At 33.0% G+C, this 19,253-nt stretch carries 18 protein-coding genes and 1 other annotated feature; of the genes, 4 read left to right on the plus strand and 14 right to left on the minus strand.

What is annotated here, in order from left to right; genetic code table 11:
- Positions 1–8: 8 nt before the first annotated feature.
- The 3 genes from CCE28_RS10730 to CCE28_RS10740 form a co-directional block, all read right to left on the minus strand.
- The gene (locus CCE28_RS10730) at positions 9–1,748 is read right to left on the minus strand and encodes an S-layer homology domain-containing protein (protein ID WP_095133707.1); all 1,740 of its coding nucleotides are present in this window, start codon (positions 1,746–1,748) and stop codon (positions 9–11) included.
- Between the two features lie 127 nt (positions 1,749–1,875).
- Positions 1,876–3,129, minus strand: a complete 1,254-nt coding sequence (locus tag CCE28_RS10735) for a Glu/Leu/Phe/Val family dehydrogenase (RefSeq protein WP_095133708.1) — start codon at positions 3,127–3,129, stop codon at positions 1,876–1,878.
- 176 nt (positions 3,130–3,305) lie between these two features.
- Entirely contained in the window at positions 3,306–4,121 is an 816-nt protein-coding gene (locus CCE28_RS10740; RefSeq protein WP_095133709.1) for an Asp23/Gls24 family envelope stress response protein, read from the minus strand.
- A 314-nt stretch (positions 4,122–4,435) separates the two neighbouring features.
- Between CCE28_RS10740 and CCE28_RS10745 the strand changes: the two genes are divergently transcribed.
- Entirely contained in the window at positions 4,436–4,606 is a 171-nt protein-coding gene (locus CCE28_RS10745) for a 4Fe-4S binding protein (RefSeq protein ID WP_095133710.1), read from the plus strand.
- A 52-nt stretch (positions 4,607–4,658) separates the two neighbouring features.
- Here the strand turns inward: CCE28_RS10745 and CCE28_RS10750 are convergent, their stop codons facing one another.
- The 5 genes from CCE28_RS10750 to CCE28_RS10770 form a co-directional block, all read right to left on the minus strand.
- Positions 4,659–5,114, minus strand: a complete 456-nt coding sequence (locus CCE28_RS10750) for a MarR family winged helix-turn-helix transcriptional regulator (RefSeq protein WP_095133711.1) — start codon at positions 5,112–5,114, stop codon at positions 4,659–4,661.
- Positions 5,115–5,274: 160 nt separating this feature from the next.
- Positions 5,275–6,330 carry an electron transfer flavoprotein subunit alpha/FixB family protein gene (locus tag CCE28_RS10755; protein WP_095133712.1) on the minus strand — a complete coding sequence of 352 codons (1,056 nt, stop codon included), beginning with the start codon at positions 6,328–6,330 and terminating at the stop codon, positions 5,275–5,277.
- 23 nt (positions 6,331–6,353) lie between these two features.
- Positions 6,354–7,142, minus strand: coding sequence for an electron transfer flavoprotein subunit beta (gene etfB, locus CCE28_RS10760; RefSeq protein WP_095133713.1), 789 nt, complete (start codon positions 7,140–7,142; stop codon positions 6,354–6,356).
- Between the two features lie 47 nt (positions 7,143–7,189).
- A complete protein-coding gene (locus CCE28_RS10765; RefSeq protein ID WP_095133714.1) occupies positions 7,190–8,329 on the minus strand; it encodes an acyl-CoA dehydrogenase in 1,140 nt (379 codons plus the stop codon).
- A 616-nt stretch (positions 8,330–8,945) separates the two neighbouring features.
- On the minus strand, positions 8,946–9,593 hold the full coding sequence (locus CCE28_RS10770; protein ID WP_095133715.1) for a redox-sensing transcriptional repressor Rex: 648 nt from the start codon (positions 9,591–9,593) through the stop codon (positions 8,946–8,948).
- Between the two features lie 230 nt (positions 9,594–9,823).
- Between CCE28_RS10770 and CCE28_RS10775 the strand changes: the two genes are divergently transcribed.
- Together CCE28_RS10775 and acpP are read left to right on the plus strand one after the other, a co-directional pair.
- Positions 9,824–11,734: an ABC-F family ATP-binding cassette domain-containing protein gene (locus CCE28_RS10775; protein WP_095133716.1), complete on the plus strand. Its 1,911-nt coding sequence runs from the start codon at positions 9,824–9,826 to the stop codon at positions 11,732–11,734.
- Positions 11,735–12,096: 362 nt separating this feature from the next.
- Positions 12,097–12,327 (plus strand): acyl carrier protein, encoded by a 231-nt coding sequence (gene acpP, locus CCE28_RS10780; RefSeq protein WP_095133717.1) that lies wholly within the window; start codon positions 12,097–12,099, stop codon positions 12,325–12,327.
- 479 nt (positions 12,328–12,806) lie between these two features.
- On the opposite strand, the gene tsaD is transcribed toward acpP, so the two are convergent.
- Entirely contained in the window at positions 12,807–13,850 is a 1,044-nt protein-coding gene (gene tsaD / locus CCE28_RS10785; RefSeq protein WP_095133718.1) for a tRNA (adenosine(37)-N6)-threonylcarbamoyltransferase complex transferase subunit TsaD, read from the minus strand.
- Between the two features lie 199 nt (positions 13,851–14,049).
- Here tsaD and CCE28_RS10790 point away from each other — a divergent pair, with 199 nt between their 5' ends.
- Complete coding sequence (locus CCE28_RS10790) at positions 14,050–14,256, plus strand: hypothetical protein (RefSeq protein ID WP_095133719.1); 207 nt, start codon at positions 14,050–14,052, stop codon at positions 14,254–14,256.
- 38 nt (positions 14,257–14,294) lie between these two features.
- On the opposite strand, the gene CCE28_RS10795 is transcribed toward CCE28_RS10790, so the two are convergent.
- From CCE28_RS10795 to CCE28_RS10815, 5 genes are all read right to left on the minus strand, one after another.
- The gene (locus tag CCE28_RS10795) at positions 14,295–15,239 is read right to left on the minus strand and encodes a thiamine pyrophosphate-dependent enzyme (protein ID WP_095133720.1); all 945 of its coding nucleotides are present in this window, start codon (positions 15,237–15,239) and stop codon (positions 14,295–14,297) included.
- Positions 15,240–15,251: 12 nt separating this feature from the next.
- Complete coding sequence (locus CCE28_RS10800) at positions 15,252–16,433, minus strand: pyruvate ferredoxin oxidoreductase (RefSeq protein ID WP_095133721.1); 1,182 nt, start codon at positions 16,431–16,433, stop codon at positions 15,252–15,254.
- Between the two features lie 19 nt (positions 16,434–16,452).
- Positions 16,453–16,743 (minus strand): 4Fe-4S binding protein, encoded by a 291-nt coding sequence (locus CCE28_RS10805; protein WP_095133722.1) that lies wholly within the window; start codon positions 16,741–16,743, stop codon positions 16,453–16,455.
- Positions 16,744–17,316, minus strand: coding sequence for a 2-oxoacid:acceptor oxidoreductase family protein (locus tag CCE28_RS10810; RefSeq protein WP_095133723.1), 573 nt, complete (start codon positions 17,314–17,316; stop codon positions 16,744–16,746).
- A 339-nt stretch (positions 17,317–17,655) separates the two neighbouring features.
- Positions 17,656–17,887, minus strand: a binding site (T-box leader).
- A gap of 129 nt (positions 17,888–18,016) precedes the next feature.
- Positions 18,017–19,183, minus strand: a complete 1,167-nt coding sequence (locus tag CCE28_RS10815) for a cation:proton antiporter (protein ID WP_330396846.1) — start codon at positions 19,181–19,183, stop codon at positions 18,017–18,019.
- Between the last annotated feature and the right edge of the window lie 70 nt (positions 19,184–19,253).

Consider the following 19,253-nt stretch of genomic DNA (forward strand, 5'->3'; position numbering starts at 1 on the left):
CCTTTTTATTATCTACCTAATGCATCTAGTAATTTCTTAATCATAACAGCACTTTCAGCTCTAGTAGTGGCACCTTGGGGATCAAAATATCCATTATCTCTACCATTTATTATCCTTAAATAAAATGCTGATTTTACATATTCTAGAGCCCAATCACTTATTTTCTCATTATCCTCAAAAGAAAGTAATACCTTTTTAGTATTAACTGGACTATTTATCTTTCCATATGTTTTAGTTATTATGACAGCTATTTCTTCCCTCGTTATGGTTCTATCTGGTTCAAACATTCCATTGCCTGTCCCACTTATAATTCCTGCCCTATGGGCTGCCTCTATATATTGGGCCTTACCAGACGTTTTTGGAACATCACTAAAGGCACCTTCATAATCTCTTAATTGAATCTTTAAAGCATTCACAATGAATTGAGTAAATTCTGCCCTTGTTATCTTATAATCTGGTTTAAAATAGTCTTCAGTTTTAGGAGTAACTATATTTTTTTTAGCTAATTCCTCTATATATTCTCTAGCCCAATGACTTGCAGTATCCTTATATACACTATCCGTCTGTGGAGCCTGTGGCTTTTTCATAGTTGAAAAATTCCAGGTTTTATTTATGTTTTTAGAGGTTCCATCTGTGAAATTAATGGATGCCTTTACAGAAACAGTATATCTTGAATCGTACTTTAGAGGATCTACTGGAATGACTATTATACTGTCTGTTAAATATTCATCTTTACTGGGAGTATTTATATAAGTATTTAAAGCTCCTCCCCTAGAATCTAGTAAAGTTACTTTTTCTATTATCCACCTATCTATAGATTTATTTGTAAAATAAGATATGGTAATAGGATATCCCACTTCATTATCACTATTATAAAACCTAAGTGGATTTGGAGTTTCATTTCCATCCCAAGAAATTTTTACATTTCTTTGATTATTCATGGGATATGTTATTAATTCATCATTTTCTAGACTTTTTCCACCAAAGTTAAATACTTGATACTCATCCTTTTGTCCATAGCCTAAGTCTGCATATACGGGATTTAACCAAGAAAGTCTATGGTAAGGAGCATCTACTAATCCATCTACAGCTTCCTTATAGTCTTTTATATCTCCAGTTACATTCTCCGATACATTTCCATTGGCATATCCAAAGGAAGTTACCCTATCTACAACTTTAGATCCTGTATATCCTGGATCTGTAGCATATTCCACATGGGTTATTTTTTTATTTAAGGCCATGTAATTTGCATGGGACATGGCTGCACTATTTAGTGAATCATTTAAATTAAAAGTCTCTAAGCCAAATTTTTTTCTGTATTCATTAGCATAATATAATACACTTTTTTGATCTTCACTAGGAGCAGGTAATGTACCAATAGCTTGATTACTTATGTTAAAATTCCATGATTGAGTTATTGGTTGGAAACCTTCTATTTCAACCTTTAAGCTAACCCTATATTCTCCTGCCGATAGGGGATAATTGGGTACATAAAATACTCCACCCTTTTTCTCATCATAACGTGCATCTACTTTTACTTCATTTATATACATTTCCGTATTAACTAATTTATTTCCGTTTAAAATCAATTGCATTCCAATCTGCGGTTTGGATATTAATACTTCCGTATCCTTTGGTTGAGGGGGAAAGTATCCAGGACCTTCTCCCTGAGCATATACTTTTGTCCCAAAGAGGGTTATCATTACTAGGAAGATTAATATATATGTAGTTTTATTTAATTTTTTCATCTTACATCCCTCCTTTCTATATTGTAATACATTTTCAATTGTAATAGGGCAATGTCTTTAAACTGTAATATAAAAAGTAACATTAAAAATTAAATAAAAAAGGATGGCAAAATTGCCATCCCTATTATTAATACCATCCTCTTAACTTCATTGACTCTGCAACTCTCTTGATAGACATCATATATGCTGCAGTTCTCATATCAACTTCGTGTTCTTCTTTTAAGTCCCAAATTTCTTCAAATGCTTTTACCATTAAAGCTTCTTGCTTAGTTTGAACTTCGTCAAATGACCAGTAATAGTTCATTAGATTTTGTACCCATTCAAAGTAAGAAACAGTAACTCCACCAGCGTTAGCTAAAATATCAGGAATTAATACTATTCCCTTGTCAAATAATACTTTGTCTGCTTCTGGAGTAGTTGGTCCATTAGCACCTTCAGATACGATCTTAGCTTTAATATCATTTACATTCTTAGATGTAATTTGGTTTTCTAATGCACATGGACATAAAATATCCACATCCATAGTTAATACGTCTTCTCTTGGAAGTTCTCTAGTAACTCCGTCAAAGCCTTTTACAGTTCTATTTTCCTGAGCATACTTCATTAATGCTTCAATATCAAATCCATTTTCATTTACTATACATGTAGCAACATCAGATACAGCAACTACCTTTGCTCCCATTTGAGATAAGTATAATGCAGCATAACTTCCTACATTTCCGAATCCTTGAATAGCTACAGTTGCACCTTTAACGTCAAGACCGATCTTCTTAGCCGCATCTCTTGCCATAATTGCAGTACCATAACCAGTAGCCTCTGTTCTAGCTAATGAACCTCCAAATGCAACAGGCTTTCCAGTTATAACGCCTGGTTCATTTTGTCCTTTAAACTTGCTAAATTCGTCTACCATCCAAGACATGATCTTTCCATTAGTGTTAACGTCTGGAGCAGGAATATCCTTTCTATCTCCAATAATTGGTGATATAGCTCTTATGTATCCTCTAGCTAATCTCTCTAATTCACCTTCTGATAATGTGGCAGGGTCTACTATAATTCCACCCTTTCCTCCACCATATGGAAGTCCTATAACATTACACTTGAAAGTCATCCAAGTAGATAAAGCTTTTACTTCATCACGACTTACGTCTTGATGGAATCGTATTCCTCCCTTAGTCGGTCCAGGAGCGTCATTGTGTTGTGCTCTGAATCCTTTAAACGTTTTAACAGTTCCATCGTCCATCTTAACCGGAATAGAAACTTCTAATGTTCTAAGAGGGTGCTTTAATATTTCGTATACTGCTGGGTCTTCTCCCAATTTATCACATGCTACCTTTAATTGATGTTGCGCAATTTCAAATGGATTTAGTGTTTTTTCAGCCATGAGTAAGCCTCCTTATTTGTTTGTAAATAAATGTATTTTCTTGTAATTTATCGGGAATTTCTTAAGTCAAGGACATTATAACACCGGCCATATTAAAAGTAAATACATTATGCAATAAATTTTTCAGACTATTTTGTATACTGTACGAAATATTGCAAAATATGAAAGTTCTGCATTCATTTCTTGATTTTTATGCCTTTCACATTAATATTTACAGCTGTTATATTTAAAGCCGTCATGGTCTCCACTTCATTTATTATATGTCTTTGCAAATTTTTCATTAGTATTTTTATGGAATTACCAAAATATACACTTAAGTCAATGTCAATTATAATGCCACTTTTAGTAGTTTCTGTATTTATCTTATAAACTTTCTCTATTTCTTTTTTATCACTTATAACATGGCTAACTAAATCTATAATTACTTTTTTGGCAATAGTATATTTCCCCCTATAACTAAAAGTTGGCCTAACAATAGATTTTTCTGAAATCTCCATAGTATTGTCCTTGCGTTTTTTGAAAATTTTTAATTTGTCTATGAAGTAACCTGAAAAATCCCTTTTAATTTCAAAGGTAGGTACAGGTATTACATGTTTCCCATGGATATGTCTTTGTTTTTTAGCCACTTCTTGTTCTTCCTTAGTAGCTATCTCATCTATATATATATATTCATCAATTTCATCTAGACCGATAGCCTTACTAATCTTTTGTACCATTCTGTCAGAAGTTCCCAAAACTAATATGGATTTTAGATTTGATTCTTTAATTTTATTGGCAACTTCATTTCTATGATCCTCATCTAGAAATAATGCGGTTTTAACAGCAGTCACACTTGTGGCTTGCCTTTTAGCTGATTTTCCCCCTAATATTCTATTTCCCTTTATTAATAATCCATCATCTATTATGGACTCTATATTCTTTTCATGAGATAGGGTTAGGGCCCTATAACTTTTTCCTGTACCACTCTTTCCCACTAGTGCATACACTTTCATTTAATCAACTCCTGTTATATGGTTATATTTTTTCTCCAATATATAATTTTTTATACGTGTAAGTTATTTTCATATTAATGGTTCACTAAACTCTCATCCTATAATTTTATCATTTTTAGCCCTATTAGTTAATGATTGAATTTTTCATCTTTACGCCTTAATACCAAATTTTAAATATACAATGATAATCATTATAAATTAGCATTTTAATGCATATTTCTTCTTTTTTTTATTGTTTATATAATGTGTAGTTGGTACAATGTATACAGAAATCAAAAATAATATTTTTTAAATACATAAGGAGGATTTTTATTATGGCTTACGTAATTAATGATTCATGTATCAGTTGTGGAGCTTGTGAACCAGAGTGTCCAGTTAGCTGCATCAGTGCAGGAGATAGCATTTATGTAATCGATGAGAATGCCTGTATCGATTGTGGAGCATGTGCTAATGTTTGTCCAGTAGACGCTCCAGTTGCTGAATAATTCAAACTATAAAAGATACCTATTAAATAGGTATCTTTTTTTAATTTAAAAACTAATAATCTTCCAATTCTTTTTTACTTTCAAAGGTAGTCTGGTTTATTTTACTTAAAAACTTTAGTATGGCCTTTTCTTCATTTAAGGTAGTAGTCTCTAGTATGAAATTTAATATATCAGATTGAATTTCCCAAGTTTTATGGTATAACTCTACCCCTTCCTCTGTTAACCTAAGTACATAGGCTCTCTTATCCTCCACACTCTTTTCTTTTATTACATAACCATAAGTAGATAGCTTTTTTAATGATGTGGCCACTAAACTCCTATCTACACCAATTTCCTTTACAACCTCATATATCTTCTTATTCTCAAGGCCTATAGATCTTAGTATATATACGTCAATAAGGCCTAGTTCCTTATCCTTACCTACTTTAAAGCCCTTAGTATCATAGTATATTATCTTCTGTATTAATTTATTTATCATATTGTTTATTTCATTATAATAATTTGCCATATACCTCACCCATACTATTTTAATTGTATTGATATTATATCATACTTGATAATGATTAATAATCAATAATTAATAGTTACCCATTTAAGCTAACTATTAATCATTGATTATTAATTTTCAAAAAAAAGGTAATTGCAAATGCAATTACCTTTTATTTTTATTATTCAGCAGTAGCTGCAGTTTGCTTTAAAGCTTCTACAATGTTATCAACATTGTCAAGTGCATCAATTAACATAGGAACTACATCATATAAGTCTCCTGCAATTCCGTAGTCAGCAACGTCAAATATTGGAGCGTTTGCGTTCTTGTTAATAGCAACGATGATATCAGATTCTTGCATACCAGCTAAATGTTGGATAGCTCCTGAGATACCACATGCAATGTATAAGTTTGGCTTAACTGTTGTACCAGTTTGACCAACTTGGTGAGAATGATCAATCCATCCTGCATCAACGCAAGCACGAGATGATCCTACTACTCCACCTAGCTTATCTGCTAATTGCTTTATTAAATCAAATCCTTCTGCTTTTCCTAGTCCACGTCCACCAGATACAATAACATTAGCATCTGTTAATGAAACTAGTTCTCCTACAGTTTTAACGATTTCTAAAACTTCTGTTCTAACGTCTTTTTTCTCTAATTTAACGTCTAACTTGATAATTTCTCCAGTTCTAGCGTCGTCTCTTTGAGCCTTATCCATAACTCCAGGTCTTACTGTAGACATTTGAGGTCTATGGTCTGGACAAACGATAGTAGCCATAACGTTTCCACCAAATGCTGGACGAGTTTGTAATATTTTCTTGTCTTCTGCATCTATTTCAAGTATAGTACAATCAGCTGTAAGTCCAGTATCAACTCTTGCCGCAACTCTTGGAGCTAAGTCTCTTCCGATGTGTGTTGCACCCATTAAAATGATTTCTGGCTTAATTTCTCCAATAGCATCTGAGATAACTTTTGTGTATGCATCAGTTGTAAATTTTTCTAATAATTCATGATCAGCAGCATACACTTTATCTGCTCCATATGCTACTAACTCTTTTGTTAAGTCTTCAACCTTGTTTCCAAGTACTATAGCACATAACTCAGTTCCGATTTCATCTGCTAATTTTCTACCTTCTCCTAGAAGTTCTATTGCTACAGGCATGATTTTACCTTGTCTTTGTTCTGCAAATACCCATACATTTTTGTATGCAGTAAGATCTTTTACGATTGGCATATCTTTCCCCTCCTATTTCTATACTATATAACGTGCTTTTCCTTAAGCGCTAATATTAATTTTTCAGTCATTTCTTTCGCTGAACCGTCAAGCATCATACCTTTTCCTTTTGGCTTTGGTACAAATGATTTCTTAACTCTTGTTGGAGATGCTTTTAATCCTACTTGATCTTGCTCGATTCCTAAATCAGCAAATCCCCATACTTTTACTTCTTTTTCTCTAAATGCATCATATATTCCTGTAACAGACATATATCTAGGCTCACCTAATTCTTTAATTGCTGTGAATAATACAGGTGTTTGTGCCTTTATTACTTCATATCCATCTTCTAATTGTCTTTCAACAATAAGTTCTTCTCCGTTTATCTTAAGATCTTGTACGTAAGTTACTTGAGAGATTCCTAATCTTTCTGCAATTTGAGGACCTACTTGTGCAGTATCTCCATCTATCGCTTGTCTTCCAGCAAAGATAATGTCATACTCTCCCATTTTGCTTATAGCTGCAGCTAATGCGTTAGAAGTTGCCCAAGTGTCTCCACCTGCGAACTCTCTACCACTTAAATGAATTGCTTCGTCAGCTCCCATAGCTAAACATTCTCTTAACATTGCATCCGCTTGTGGAGGCCCCATTGTAAGAACTGTTACTGTTACATCTTCATTGTTGTCCTTTAATGCTAACGCACCTTCTAATGCATTTGCATCGTCTGGATTTAATATACTTGGAACTCCGTCACGAATTAACGTTCCTTTTACAGGATCTATTTTAACTTCGTTTGTATCTGGAACTTGCTTTACACAAACTATAATCTTCATTTTTTCTCCTCCTCTTTCTTAATGTGAGTTATTTATCCGAACTTAATCTATTTTAATATGTTTGCTGCGATTACCATCTTTTGTACTTCTGAAGTACCTTCATAGATTTCTGTAATCTTAGCATCTCTCATCATTCTTTCTACTGGATATTCTCTAGTGTATCCATATCCACCATGTAATTGAACAGCTTTAGTAGTTACATACATAGCAGTTTCAGCTGCAAATAATTTCGCCATAGCAGCTTCCTTGCTGTAAGGTAATTTTTGAGATTTTCTCCATGCTGCATTGTAAACTAAATGTCTAGCTGCTTGAATTCTAGTTTCCATATCAGCCATTTCGAATTGTAATGCTTGGAACTTAGCTAATGCTCTACCGAATTGTTGTCTCTCTTTAGTGTATTTGATTGTTTCATCTAATGCACCTTGAGCAATTCCTAATGCTTGAGAAGCGATACCAATTCTACCACCATCAAGAGTAGTCATAGCAACTTTAAATCCTTGACCTACCTTTCCTAAAAGGTTTTCTTTAGGGATTCTGCAGTTTTCGAAAATTAATTCTGTAGTAGCAGATCCGTTAATACCCAATTTCTTTTCTTTCTTACCGATGCTGAATCCTGGAGTTCCTTTTTCTACGATAAATGCAGAAATTCCTCTAGTTCCTTTAGATTGATCAGTCATTGCCATTACTACATAAATTTCAGCAACTCCACCATTTGTTATGAATATTTTAGAACCATTGATGATCCACTCGTCTCCATCTAATTCTGCAGTAGTTTGTTGTCCTGCTGCATCTGTACCAGCGTTAGGCTCAGTTAAACCAAATGCTCCTAATTTTTCTCCCTTTGCAAGAGGTGTTAAGTACTTTTCCTTTTGTTCTGCATTACCATACTTCATTATTGGCCATGCACATAACGAACTGTGTGCTGAACAAATTACTCCTGTTGTACCACATGCTCTAGATAATTCTTCTACAGTGATTGCATAAGCAACTTCGTCTGCTCCTGCTCCACCATATTGTTTTGGAACGAAAGTTCCTAACATATTATATCTTGCCATCTTTTCCACAGTTTCCATTGGAAATCTTTCAGTTTCATCTACCTCTGCTGCTAACGGCTTTACTTCGTTTTCCGCGAAGCTTCTTACCATCTTTCTAACCATTTCTTGTTCTTTGGTTAAGTTAAATTGCACAGTAATTCCCTCCTCTATATATTAAAAATATTTGATATTTTTTTCACATGCCGAAATATACATTTGCACGTTTCATGCCAATTGTATAAAAGTATTCAATTCAATTGACATGTTTGGACAAAAAAACTCATCTGATAAAACTTTGAAATTTCAACAACTAATCCTAGTTATTCTCCTATTTTCAATTAAATAAAAATAAAAAAGTTTTTTGTTCCAGTAAGTCTTTCCTCATCCATTCTACCACTTTCGACATCTTTTATGCAAGATACTTGTCAAAAAAATTAACAAAGTGTACGGTCACCCGTACACTTTTTCTAATGGTTTTCCCCATTTTCTCCTGTATTAAAATGTATTTCTAGTGTTTGTGTACTGTTTTCCGTACAGTGTACTTTTTTTTGAACACATTTTTGTATGTACTAATTTCCGAATAAGCAAAAAGTCATACTCCGTATGCGACCTTATGGAACCCTATGGTTCCCGCAGGCGTATGCTCTCGCAATCTGAACACCCTTCTTTAAAGAGGCAGGGGAATTCTTCCCCCACACCGCCTTATCTTTTTACTTATCAACAGCTTTGAAAATGTTATAATTTCCTAATAAGCAAAAAGAAGACTATTTTAGTCTTCCTCTTCTCTCTTATGCTTTAATAAATAAGATAGAGTATATAAACTCTCACTTAAGTGTACCGTCTCTAAAACCACATGCTCTGGAACTTGTAAATCTGTAGGAGCAAAATTCCAGATTCCCTGAATACCGCTTTCTACCATTACATTTGCCACATCTTGTGCTTTTTCTTTTGAAGTACATATAATTCCTATATTTATATTTTTTTCTTTTATATATGTTCCTAATAAATCTGCATCCATAATTTCTATATCTCTTATTTTTAAACCTATAAGCTTAGGATTTATCTCGAACATGGCTGTAGGCTTAAATCCTGCTTTTTCAAAATTAGTATAATTAGCAATTGCTTGACCTATATTTCCCGCTCCTACTATTACAGTATTATAACTGTGGTCAAGACCTAATATCTTTCCTATGGCACTATGTAACTCTTCTACATTATATCCGTAACCTTGTTGTCCAAATCCTCCAAAGTTATTTAAATCTTGACGAATTTGAGATGCAGTAAAGCCTATAATCTTACTTAACTCTTTAGAAGATATCCTATGAATATCTTTATCTAGAAGTTCTGATAAATATCTTCTATATTTAGGCAGTCTGCGTATTACCGCCATTGATATTCTTGTATTCCCTTTTTGCATTACCATCTTCCTCACATACATGATTTTTCTTGAATTATAACATTTGATAAATAAATAGTCAAACTATTGGGTACTTTCCCCCTCCTATTTCCTGGTTATTTTTTGTCCCTTTCCTCTGTAAATCTACTTTAATTTATAAAAAAACACATAGCTTATTTTTATTTTCCCTATTTTTTGATAAAATATAATGTTGTATAGATTGTTTTTACCCAGTATTAAGGAGGATACTTATGATAGTTTTATCATGTAATAATATAACTAAATCCTTTGGTATAGATACTATCTTAAAGGATATATCCTTTTCCATAAATAGAGGAGAGAAAATTGGCTTAGTTGGAACTAATGGGGCTGGAAAGTCTACCCTATTCAAAGTCATATGTGGCTTTCTTCCTTATGATAGTGGAGAAATGTATATGTCTAAAAATATTAATTTAGGATATCTAAAGCAAAGTGACCTTATTGACACAAATAATTCCATATATGAAGAAATGTTGGAAGTCTTCACAGATCTTATTAATATGGAAGATGAGATTAGACTTTTAGAACAAAAAATTGCAGAAATAAGCAAAAATCCTGATGATGATAGGATTAACTCTTTAATGAATATTTATGCTCAAAAATCAGAAGAGTTTGAGAAAAACAATGGGTATTCTTATAAAAGTGAAATACGAGGTATTTTAAAAGGTTTAGGATTTGATGAAAGCTTTTACGATAAATCCATATGCCATTTAAGCGGAGGACAAAAAACTCGCTTAAAACTGGCTAAACTACTTTTAAAAAGACCTGATATACTACTTCTTGATGAGCCTACCAATCATTTAGATATGGAAGCAGTAGAGTGGTTAGAATCCTTTTTAAGATCCTACGATGGTACAGTTTTATTGATTTCCCACGATAGATACTTCTTAGATCAAGTAGTAAGTAAAGTCTATGAAATTGAAAACAAAAAACTTACTACCTATAATGGAAACTATTCCTTCTATTCTAAACAAAAGGAAATACTATATGAACAACAATTAAAGGAATACGAAAAGCAGCAAAGAGAATTAGAAAAACAAGAAGAAATAATTAGACGATTTAAACAGCACGGCACAGAAAAGCTGGCAAAACGAGCAAAAAGTCGTGAAAAAAGATTAGATCATATGGAGTTAATAGATAAACCCCTATCTTTTAATGATAGAAGTAAATTAACCTTTGAAACTCAAGTAAAAAGTGGCTTTGAAGTATTAAAAGCCAATGGTTTAGAAAAACAATATGATGAAAATCTCATATTTGAAAATGTGGATTTTGACATATATAAGGGTGAAAAGGTAGGTCTAATAGGACCTAATGGAGTAGGAAAATCTACATTACTAAAGATGTTATTAGGTAAAATTCCCTATAAGGGTAAAATGGTCATAGGCCATAATGTAAATCTTGGATATTATGATCAAGAGCAGTCTGATTTAAATACATCTAATACTATAATTGATGAAATTTGGTATGAGAATATCAAAAGAAGTCAAACGGAAGTTAGAAGTTTACTTGGTTCTTTCCTATTTAAAGGAGAAGAAGTATTTAAAGAGATCTCTACTTTAAGCGGTGGAGAAAAAAGTAGATTAGCATTACTTAAATTAATGTTATCTAAGGCCAATTTCCTACTTATGGATGAACCTACTAACCATTTGGACATTTCATCTAAGGAAGTTTTAGAAGATGCCTTATCAAATTATGATGGCACTGTCTTAGTAATTTCTCACGATAGATACTTCTTAAATAAGGTAACTAACAAAATAATAGTTTTAAATAAGGACAAAATGGAAACCTATTTAGGGAATTACGATTATTATCAAGAAAAAAAGGCCCTACTATCTGAAGGCGAAAAGGAAGAAGCTCCTACTATAACTAAGACCCAAATGAAATTAGATCGTAAAAAAGAAAAGGAAAGAAAGCAACAGGAACGTAAGGAAAAAAAGGCACAAGAAAATTTAGAATTAAGAATTCAGCAGGTAGAAGAAGAAATACAATCCTTAGAAAGCCAAATGTGTAAGGAAGAAATATACTCTGATGCCCAAAAAAGCAAAGAAATACACGACGAAATGAACAATCTAAAGGATGAGTTAAATTCACTATACGAAACTTGGGAAAACTTTCTAAATTAGTTTTTTCTACCATGAATTAAGTAAAAGTTTTTTGTCAATTATATATAGTATCTTATATGGAAATTGTGTATATTTAAAAAGATTTTTCAAAGAATGAATTCTCCTCTACACATGAGTAAGTAAAATCTTTGGTTAGGGGTTATGAGCTAGGTTTTTGGTTCTAACCATTAACTCCTAACCTTAAATTTTTTTATTAAAAATAATAGTGGCTATTCGCCCATTTATTTGGTAAAATTTTAATGAACAATAAAAGCTTTATTATTCCTAGAATATATGGTATTTTTGTATCATATATGATAAAATAATTTAAAAGTTTATAATTAGAATTTTAAAAAGTTACATAATTTAGGGAGGTAACAAAAATGGTATTTGAAAAAGTAAAAGAAATTATTATTGATCAATTAGGATTAGACGATGATGTAGTAATCGCTGCAGAAACTTCTTTAATGGGAGACTTAGATGCAGACTCTCTAGATGCTGTTGAAATCATGATGGCTATTGAAGATGAGTTTGATGTGGAAGTTCCTGATGAAGCAGCTGAAGGATTCAAGAACATCGGAGACATCGTTAAATACGTAGAAGAAAACAAGTAGTTTGGATTTCCAAACTGCTTTTTTTTATTTTTTAATATATGATCTCTAATCTAATTTTGTGTGAACCTATCTTAGTTCAATAAATTTAAAATTTTTTAGTCATATTTTATTTATTCATAGCATATAATATATATATTAACACTTTTTCCACAATATTCTAAAAACTTATCCACATGACTTTGTCCATTTTGCAGAGTTTTCAGAACTTTTCCACATTATCCACAGCATTATCCACAAATTTTCTGAATAATCCATAAATTCACTAACAAAAGGCATACTTTGTATGCTTCGTTATGGAACCCTATGGTTCCCTTCGACGATTGCTAACGCAACCAGAACACCCTCCTTTAAAGAGGCAGGGGAATTCTTCCCCCACACCCCCTTATTTTTTTACTTATCCACAGTTTTTTAAATTTATAATCTCCTAGTAAGTAAAAAAGGACAGTTATGTTTATAACTGCCCCATTTCATTATTATTTTTACACAGATCCTAGTTTTAATCCAGGTACTGCATTTAAGTACATATTTGAAATTTTACCCGCTTTGTAATTATAATAAGCTGCACAACCAATCATGGCAGCATTATCTGTGCACAACTCAAGGGGTGGATATAGGACTTTTATATTATGTTTTTTTCCCTCTTCCTTTAACATATGTCTAAGTCCACTATTAGCTGCAACACCACCAGCTATTACTATAGTATCTAATTTCTTTTCCACAGCTCCATCTATAGCCTTCTTAACTAATACATCCAGGACTGCCCTTTGAAAAGATGCCGCCACATCTTCTTCCACTATTTCAATACCCTTTTGTCTTTGACTATTTAAATAGTTAAGTACAGCAGATTTTAATCCACTTAAACTAAAATCATAGGAGCCATTTTCCAAATAAACTCTAGGAAACTTTATGGCTTCACAATTCCCCGTCTTTGCTAATTTATCAATTATCGGACCACCAGGATATCCTAATCCCATGGCTCTTGCCACTTTATCAAAGGCTTCTCCCACTGCATCATCTCTAGTTCGCCCTAGCATTTCATATACACCATAGTCCTTTACATGGGCTAAGTGAGTATGTCCTCCTGACACTATCAGACACATGAATGGAGGTTTTAAGTCCTTATGCTCAATATAATTTGCACATATATGTCCTTCTATATGGTTTACTCCAACCAAAGGCATGTCTAGTGCGTAAGCCATGGCCTTAGCAGTAGATAAACCTACCAACAAAGCTCCCACGAGGCCTGGTCCATAGGTTACTCCTATGTGGTCTATATTGTCTAAAGTCACATTTGCTTTTTCTAGAGCCTCATCTATTACCATATTTATATTTTCCACATGCTTTCTAGAAGCTACTTCTGGTACTACTCCACCAAATTTTTTATGTTCTTCCACTTGAGTAGATATTATATTAGATAAAACTTCTCTTCCATCTTTTAAAACTGCCGCTGATGTTTCATCACAACTACTTTCAATGGCAAGAGTTAAGTAGTATTGTCCATTTTTAGGATTATTTTTGTTCATAAACCCACTCCTCTTGTCTTTTGTATTCTTTAATATTATATCCAACTACATGTGATTTAGCAAAAGATTTAATAGAGTTCTCATCTTTCTTATATATAGTTTATTCAATATTTAAAGTTAATTAATTTTAGAATTATTAAACAACCTATGTGCCATACTATAACTACAAAGCTTTATTTTATTAAAAAGGAGATATAAAATGCATAAAAAACCAAAACAAAGAAAAAATGACGAAGAATATGAAGAAGGTTTTTTTGAAAAGGCTTCGAAAGATAATATTTTATCCGATGCACTCTTAACTCAAGTGATGGAAACAGATATACTTAATATGATTGTAACAGAGCAATCCTTTGTTCAACCTTATATTCATTCTCAAGATCCTGTAAAAAATAACAAACATCTATAAAAATAGAACTGTTCAAATGAACAGTTCTATTCTTTAGTTTATGATCCTATATGACCTTTACATTTTCTAAGTAGACATTCCCAACGCTTATCCACTTCCTTTTGAATCTCATCTATTAAATGTCTATTCTCTGGCTTAAATAAATGTTTAAATCTTCCCTGAACCTTTAAAAACTCCTCAACTGGCAATTTTTCCTTAGGTTCATAGTTTAATTTCCAAATCCCATCCTCCACTTCATACATAGGCCAGTAACACGTATCTACAGCAAGTTTACAGATTTTCATCAAATCAGCAGGATCGTATCTCCATCCCCTTGGACACGGAGCTAATACATTCATGAATGCTGGACCCTTTTTGTTTATTGCCTTTTCCGATTTATTGTGTAGATCATGAAAATTTCCCATGAAGGTAGTTTGAGCCACATATGGAATATTATGATTTACCATTATTTCAGTCATGTTCTTTTTAAACTGCTCTTTACCAGGTATTACTTCCCCAGCAGGAGTAGTAGTGGTATCAGCATATTTAGGTGTAGCAGATGAACGCTGGATTCCCGTATTCATATAGGCCCCATTGTTATAGCATACATAAACCATATCATGGCCTCTCTCCATGGCTCCTGATAGGGATTGGAAACCTATATCATATGTTCCACCATCTCCACCAAAGGTTATAAACTTATATTCTTCATCTAATTTACCCTTTCTTCTTAAAGCCTTATATGCAGCCTCCATTCCACTTACTGTAGCTCCTGCATTTTCAAAGGCCGAGTGGATAAAGGAATCCTTCCAAGCCGTGTATGGATACATAAAGGTAGATACTTCTAAACAACCCGTTGCACACCCTACTGCCGCCTTTTGATCAGGATCTAACGCTCTTAATACACTTCTTACAGCCACAGGAGCTCCACATCCTGCACACATCCTATGGCCACCCATTAATCTTTCTTTTTTACTCATTACTTCTTTAAAATTATAAGCCATGTTAAGGACCTCCTATTCTCTAACACCTAAATATGTACAAGTTTCTTCTACTTCTTTTCCCATTTTTATTTCATACAATTCTTCATAGACTTTACGAATATCTTTTGTACTAATATCTCTTCCCCCAAGACCATATATGTAATTTACCACTTTAGGTCTATTTGGATTATCATAAAGGGCAGATCTTGTCTCAAAGAATAGTGGCCCCCCTTGAGTAGAAAAAGTTTCACTTCTATCCATTATTCCCACTACGGATACATCCTTTAATGCCTTTGATATTTCTTCTCCTGGGAAAGGTCTAAATAAACGAATCTTTAATAATCCAACCTTCTTTCCTTCATTTCTCATTTCATCTATAGTAGCCTTAATCGTCCCTGCCGTAGAGTTAATAGCCACCAATGCCACCTCGGCATCTTCTAGCATATACTCCTCAAAGAATCCATATTTTCTTCCACTTATCTTTTCAAATTCTTTAGCAACCTTCAAAACTACTTCTTTAGCCTCTTTCATCCCCTCTACCTGTTGCCTTTTGTGTTCCATATAGTATTTGTCTGTGGCATAAGGTCCCATAGCTATAGGTTCCTGAGGATTTAATAGGTAGTGTTTAGGAGTATATTCTCCTACAAATTCCTTAACTTCTTTATCTTCTAATAAGTCCATATTTTCCACACCATGACTTGTAATAAAACCATCTTGACACACCATAACAGGTAACATTACCCTTTCGTCTTCTCCAATTCTTACAGCCTGTATGAAGTTATCATATGCTTCCTGATTATCTTCACTATATATCTGAATCCAACCAGAGTCCCTAGCCCCCATAGAATCTCCATGATCTGCATTTATATTAATGGGCCCTGATAAAGCTCTATTTACACAGGCTAATGTTATTGGTAGTCTTGAAGATGATGCAATATATAACATTTCCCACATTAAAGCTAATCCACAAGATGAAGTAGCTGTCATACTTCTAGCTCCTGCGCCTTGGGCTCCTATACAGGCTGACATGGCACTATGTTCTGATTCTACTGGCACAAATTCCGTATCTACTACTCCATCTGCCACATACTTAGAAAAATATTGTGGTATTTCTGTAGATGGAGTTATAGGAAAGGCTGCAACCACATCTGGATTTATTTGTCTCATTGCCACACTGATGGCTTCATTTCCTGATAATCTATCTCTTATAGGCATATTCTTCTCCTCCTCAATACTATTCACTTACCATTTGGATTGCATCAAAAGGGCATACTTTCATGCATATTCCACACCCTTTACAATGGTCATAATCAAACTCACCCCGCACCTTATTTTCAACAGGTACTGCACTATCTGGACATACAGGAGCACAAAGTAAACATTGTTTACACTTTTCTTCTACAAATACAGGCTTTAACACTCTCCAATCTCCTGTTTTAAACTCTGATGAATTACCTGCATCATATATGGTTCCTCCTGGAGTTATATCTCTCCAAGTAACTTTTTCATTTATTTTTACACTCATTTACTTAACCTCCTTTAGGGATCTACTTAGAGCTTCCATATTACCCTTTATAACTTCTGGCTTTGAAGCAAATTTATGTTGAAAGGATTTTTCCATCTCTTTTATAAACGTGTCTTCATCCACTATTTCACTCACCTTGACGACTGCTCCTAGCATAGGAGTATTTGGGAAGTTCTTTCCTAAGGATTCTAATGAAATCTTTTTAGCGTCTAAAGTATATACACATCCTTCATATCCATTTAAATGATTCGAAATTTCTTCTTTAGATTTAGTTGTATTAATTATTATGGCTCCATCTTCCTTAAGGCCACTAGTTACATTTACTGATTGTAGTAATGTGTCATCCACAACAACTACAAAATCTGGCTCATATATATTAGAGTGAATAGTAATCTTTTTATTATCTATTCTGTTATAAGCCGTAATAGGTGCACCCATCCTCTCTGGACCATACTCTGGAAATCCTTGTACAAACTTTCCTGTTTTAAATGCCACATCAGCTAACAATAAAGCAGCAGTTTTAGCTCCCTGGCCACCTCTTCCATGCCACCTTATTTCCACCATATTACTCATAAATTCTCTCCTTTCTATTTCTGAAGATTATGAATCTTCTGTTTATTTTCTTTGTATTTTTAGAAAAAATGGTTTTATATTTTTTTACAGATATACTACTTCCAAACTCTAGCTACTTACAAGGGAATATGAATGAAAAATTTTTATAAGATGGAACATGAGTATACGTTATGCTGCAAACAATTGTGAACCTTCTACCGTGAGTATACTATTCACAGTATCTAGCCTCATAGTGACTTACCTTATAAAATATTTTTTATTTATATGACCGAAGTAAGCTCATGTACCTTTGATTTAGCTCAAAACCAATTTTTAGACAATAAAAAAACCGTCCTTAAATATAAGGACGGAGTTATCCGCGGTACCACCTTAGTTGTAATAAAAAATCACCTCTCTTTTTCGGTTCTATCAAACCTAAGCCTTGTAACGGGGCTATACGTTACCCTTTACTATTAATTCAAGGATAAAGCTCGGGAGTGATTTGCATTTCATAAGTAGTATCGACTTCCAGCAACGTCGACTCTCTGTAACCACTTTCAAATAAAATACCTGTCTCCTTCGTAGCATTAGTATATTTTGTAATTTTAAAAGAAGTATACCAACATTTTTTTCATATGTCAATATGAATTTTCAAAATATTTTAAAACAACATTATTTTCTAATTATATTTAAGTATTTCTTCCTATCTTGCATAAGTATATTACTCAGCTAACCATTTTTCACCTGTAATCTTTATTCCAAATGCTCCTAGAGGTGCAGTAACAATAATAGATAATACAGCAATTGCTAGAATTAACTCTCCTGATTCTACTCCTGCTGCTAAGGGAACCGCACCGATGGCAGCTTGGACTGTTGCTTTTGGAATATATGCGATTACACAAAATAACTTTTCTCTCCAATTAAAATTTGTTCCTGCAACTGAAATTAAAACCCCAATTGATCTGGCTAATAGCCCAATTGCAATAATAAATAATCCTAATATACCAGAATTAAGGGCAACATAAATATTTACTTGAGCACCGATTAACACAAATAGAAGTAGTTCGGCAAATACCCATATTTTATTAAATTTACTCGATAATCTATTTGCTACTTTAGGATATTTCTCTAAAAGAATAAATCCAATTGTCATTACACCAAGCAAACTAGCAATAGGTATTATATTTTTCAAACTCTCTTCAAGTGTAGTCAACATAATTGCTATGGCTATCAAGATAAGAGCTTTCTTAGTATCCCTAATATGATATTTTTTGAAAATTTTAATTAGTATTATTCCACATATTAACCCTAATAAAATGCCTAAAATTATGGACAGAGGAATCTCTAATATTTTAATAGGAATACTTATATTCTTACCTCCATATAAGCCTAAAAATGTAGTAAATAATGTAATTGCAAATACATCATCTATTGATGCTCCTGCTAAAATCAAAGTAGGAATTCCTTTAGTTGCACCCTTTTTTCTTTGAATAAAATCAAGCATTTGAGGAACTATAACAGCGGGAGATACAGCTGCTATAATAAAAGCCAGCATACCTGATTCTATTTTAGAAATTTTTAAAACATAACTTGCTAAAAACATAATCGTAATACCTTCCATAACACCCGGTAAACAACTCATTTTTATTGCAGGAACTCCAATTTTATGAAGTGTTTCTTTTTTTATTCCAAGTCCTGCTCTTAATAGAATTATTATTAAAGCCAGTCTTCTTAGATCTGAAGAAATACTTAACATACTATCACTAATAATATTCATTCCATAGGGGCCAATTATAATGCCTAATAATATCATTCCTAAAAGCCCCGGTAACCCCAATTTGTTAAAAAGCTTATTCACTAGTAAACCTAGGATAATTATTATCCCCAAACTAAAAACCATAATTTTCATTCCTTCCTGTTAATAATATTATTTTTTACATTTTAAAAAATTATTTCAA

The sequence above is a fragment of the Anaeromicrobium sediminis genome (assembly GCF_002270055.1).
Taxonomy (GTDB): domain Bacteria; phylum Bacillota; class Clostridia; order Peptostreptococcales; family Thermotaleaceae; genus Anaeromicrobium; species Anaeromicrobium sediminis.

Bases quoted from the DNA above. Each gene is read 5' to 3' on its own strand.
- CCE28_RS10805 (WP_095133722.1), bottom strand. From the start codon at position 16,743: ATGAGTGTAAAAATAAATGAAAAAGTTACTTGGAGAGATATAACTCCA.
- CCE28_RS10730 (WP_095133707.1), bottom strand. From the start codon at position 1,748: ATGAAAAAATTAAATAAAACTACATATATATTAATCTTCCTAGTAATG.
- acpP (WP_095133717.1), top strand. From the start codon at position 12,097: ATGGTATTTGAAAAAGTAAAAGAAATTATTATTGATCAATTAGGATTA.
- CCE28_RS10790 (WP_095133719.1), top strand. From the start codon at position 14,050: ATGCATAAAAAACCAAAACAAAGAAAAAATGACGAAGAATATGAAGAA.
- CCE28_RS10755 (WP_095133712.1), bottom strand. From the start codon at position 6,330: ATGCCAATCGTAAAAGATCTTACTGCATACAAAAATGTATGGGTATTT.
- CCE28_RS10775 (WP_095133716.1), top strand. From the start codon at position 9,824: ATGATAGTTTTATCATGTAATAATATAACTAAATCCTTTGGTATAGAT.
- CCE28_RS10770 (WP_095133715.1), bottom strand. From the start codon at position 9,593: ATGCAAAAAGGGAATACAAGAATATCAATGGCGGTAATACGCAGACTG.
- CCE28_RS10750 (WP_095133711.1), bottom strand. From the start codon at position 5,114: ATGGCAAATTATTATAATGAAATAAACAATATGATAAATAAATTAATA.
- CCE28_RS10800 (WP_095133721.1), bottom strand. From the start codon at position 16,433: ATGCCTATAAGAGATAGATTATCAGGAAATGAAGCCATCAGTGTGGCA.
- tsaD (WP_095133718.1), bottom strand. From the start codon at position 13,850: ATGAACAAAAATAATCCTAAAAATGGACAATACTACTTAACTCTTGCC.
- etfB (WP_095133713.1), bottom strand. From the start codon at position 7,142: ATGAAGATTATAGTTTGTGTAAAGCAAGTTCCAGATACAAACGAAGTT.
- CCE28_RS10795 (WP_095133720.1), bottom strand. From the start codon at position 15,239: ATGGCTTATAATTTTAAAGAAGTAATGAGTAAAAAAGAAAGATTAATG.
- CCE28_RS10745 (WP_095133710.1), top strand. From the start codon at position 4,436: ATGGCTTACGTAATTAATGATTCATGTATCAGTTGTGGAGCTTGTGAA.
- CCE28_RS10740 (WP_095133709.1), bottom strand. From the start codon at position 4,121: ATGAAAGTGTATGCACTAGTGGGAAAGAGTGGTACAGGAAAAAGTTAT.
- CCE28_RS10735 (WP_095133708.1), bottom strand. From the start codon at position 3,129: ATGGCTGAAAAAACACTAAATCCATTTGAAATTGCGCAACATCAATTA.
- CCE28_RS10810 (WP_095133723.1), bottom strand. From the start codon at position 17,316: ATGAGTAATATGGTGGAAATAAGGTGGCATGGAAGAGGTGGCCAGGGA.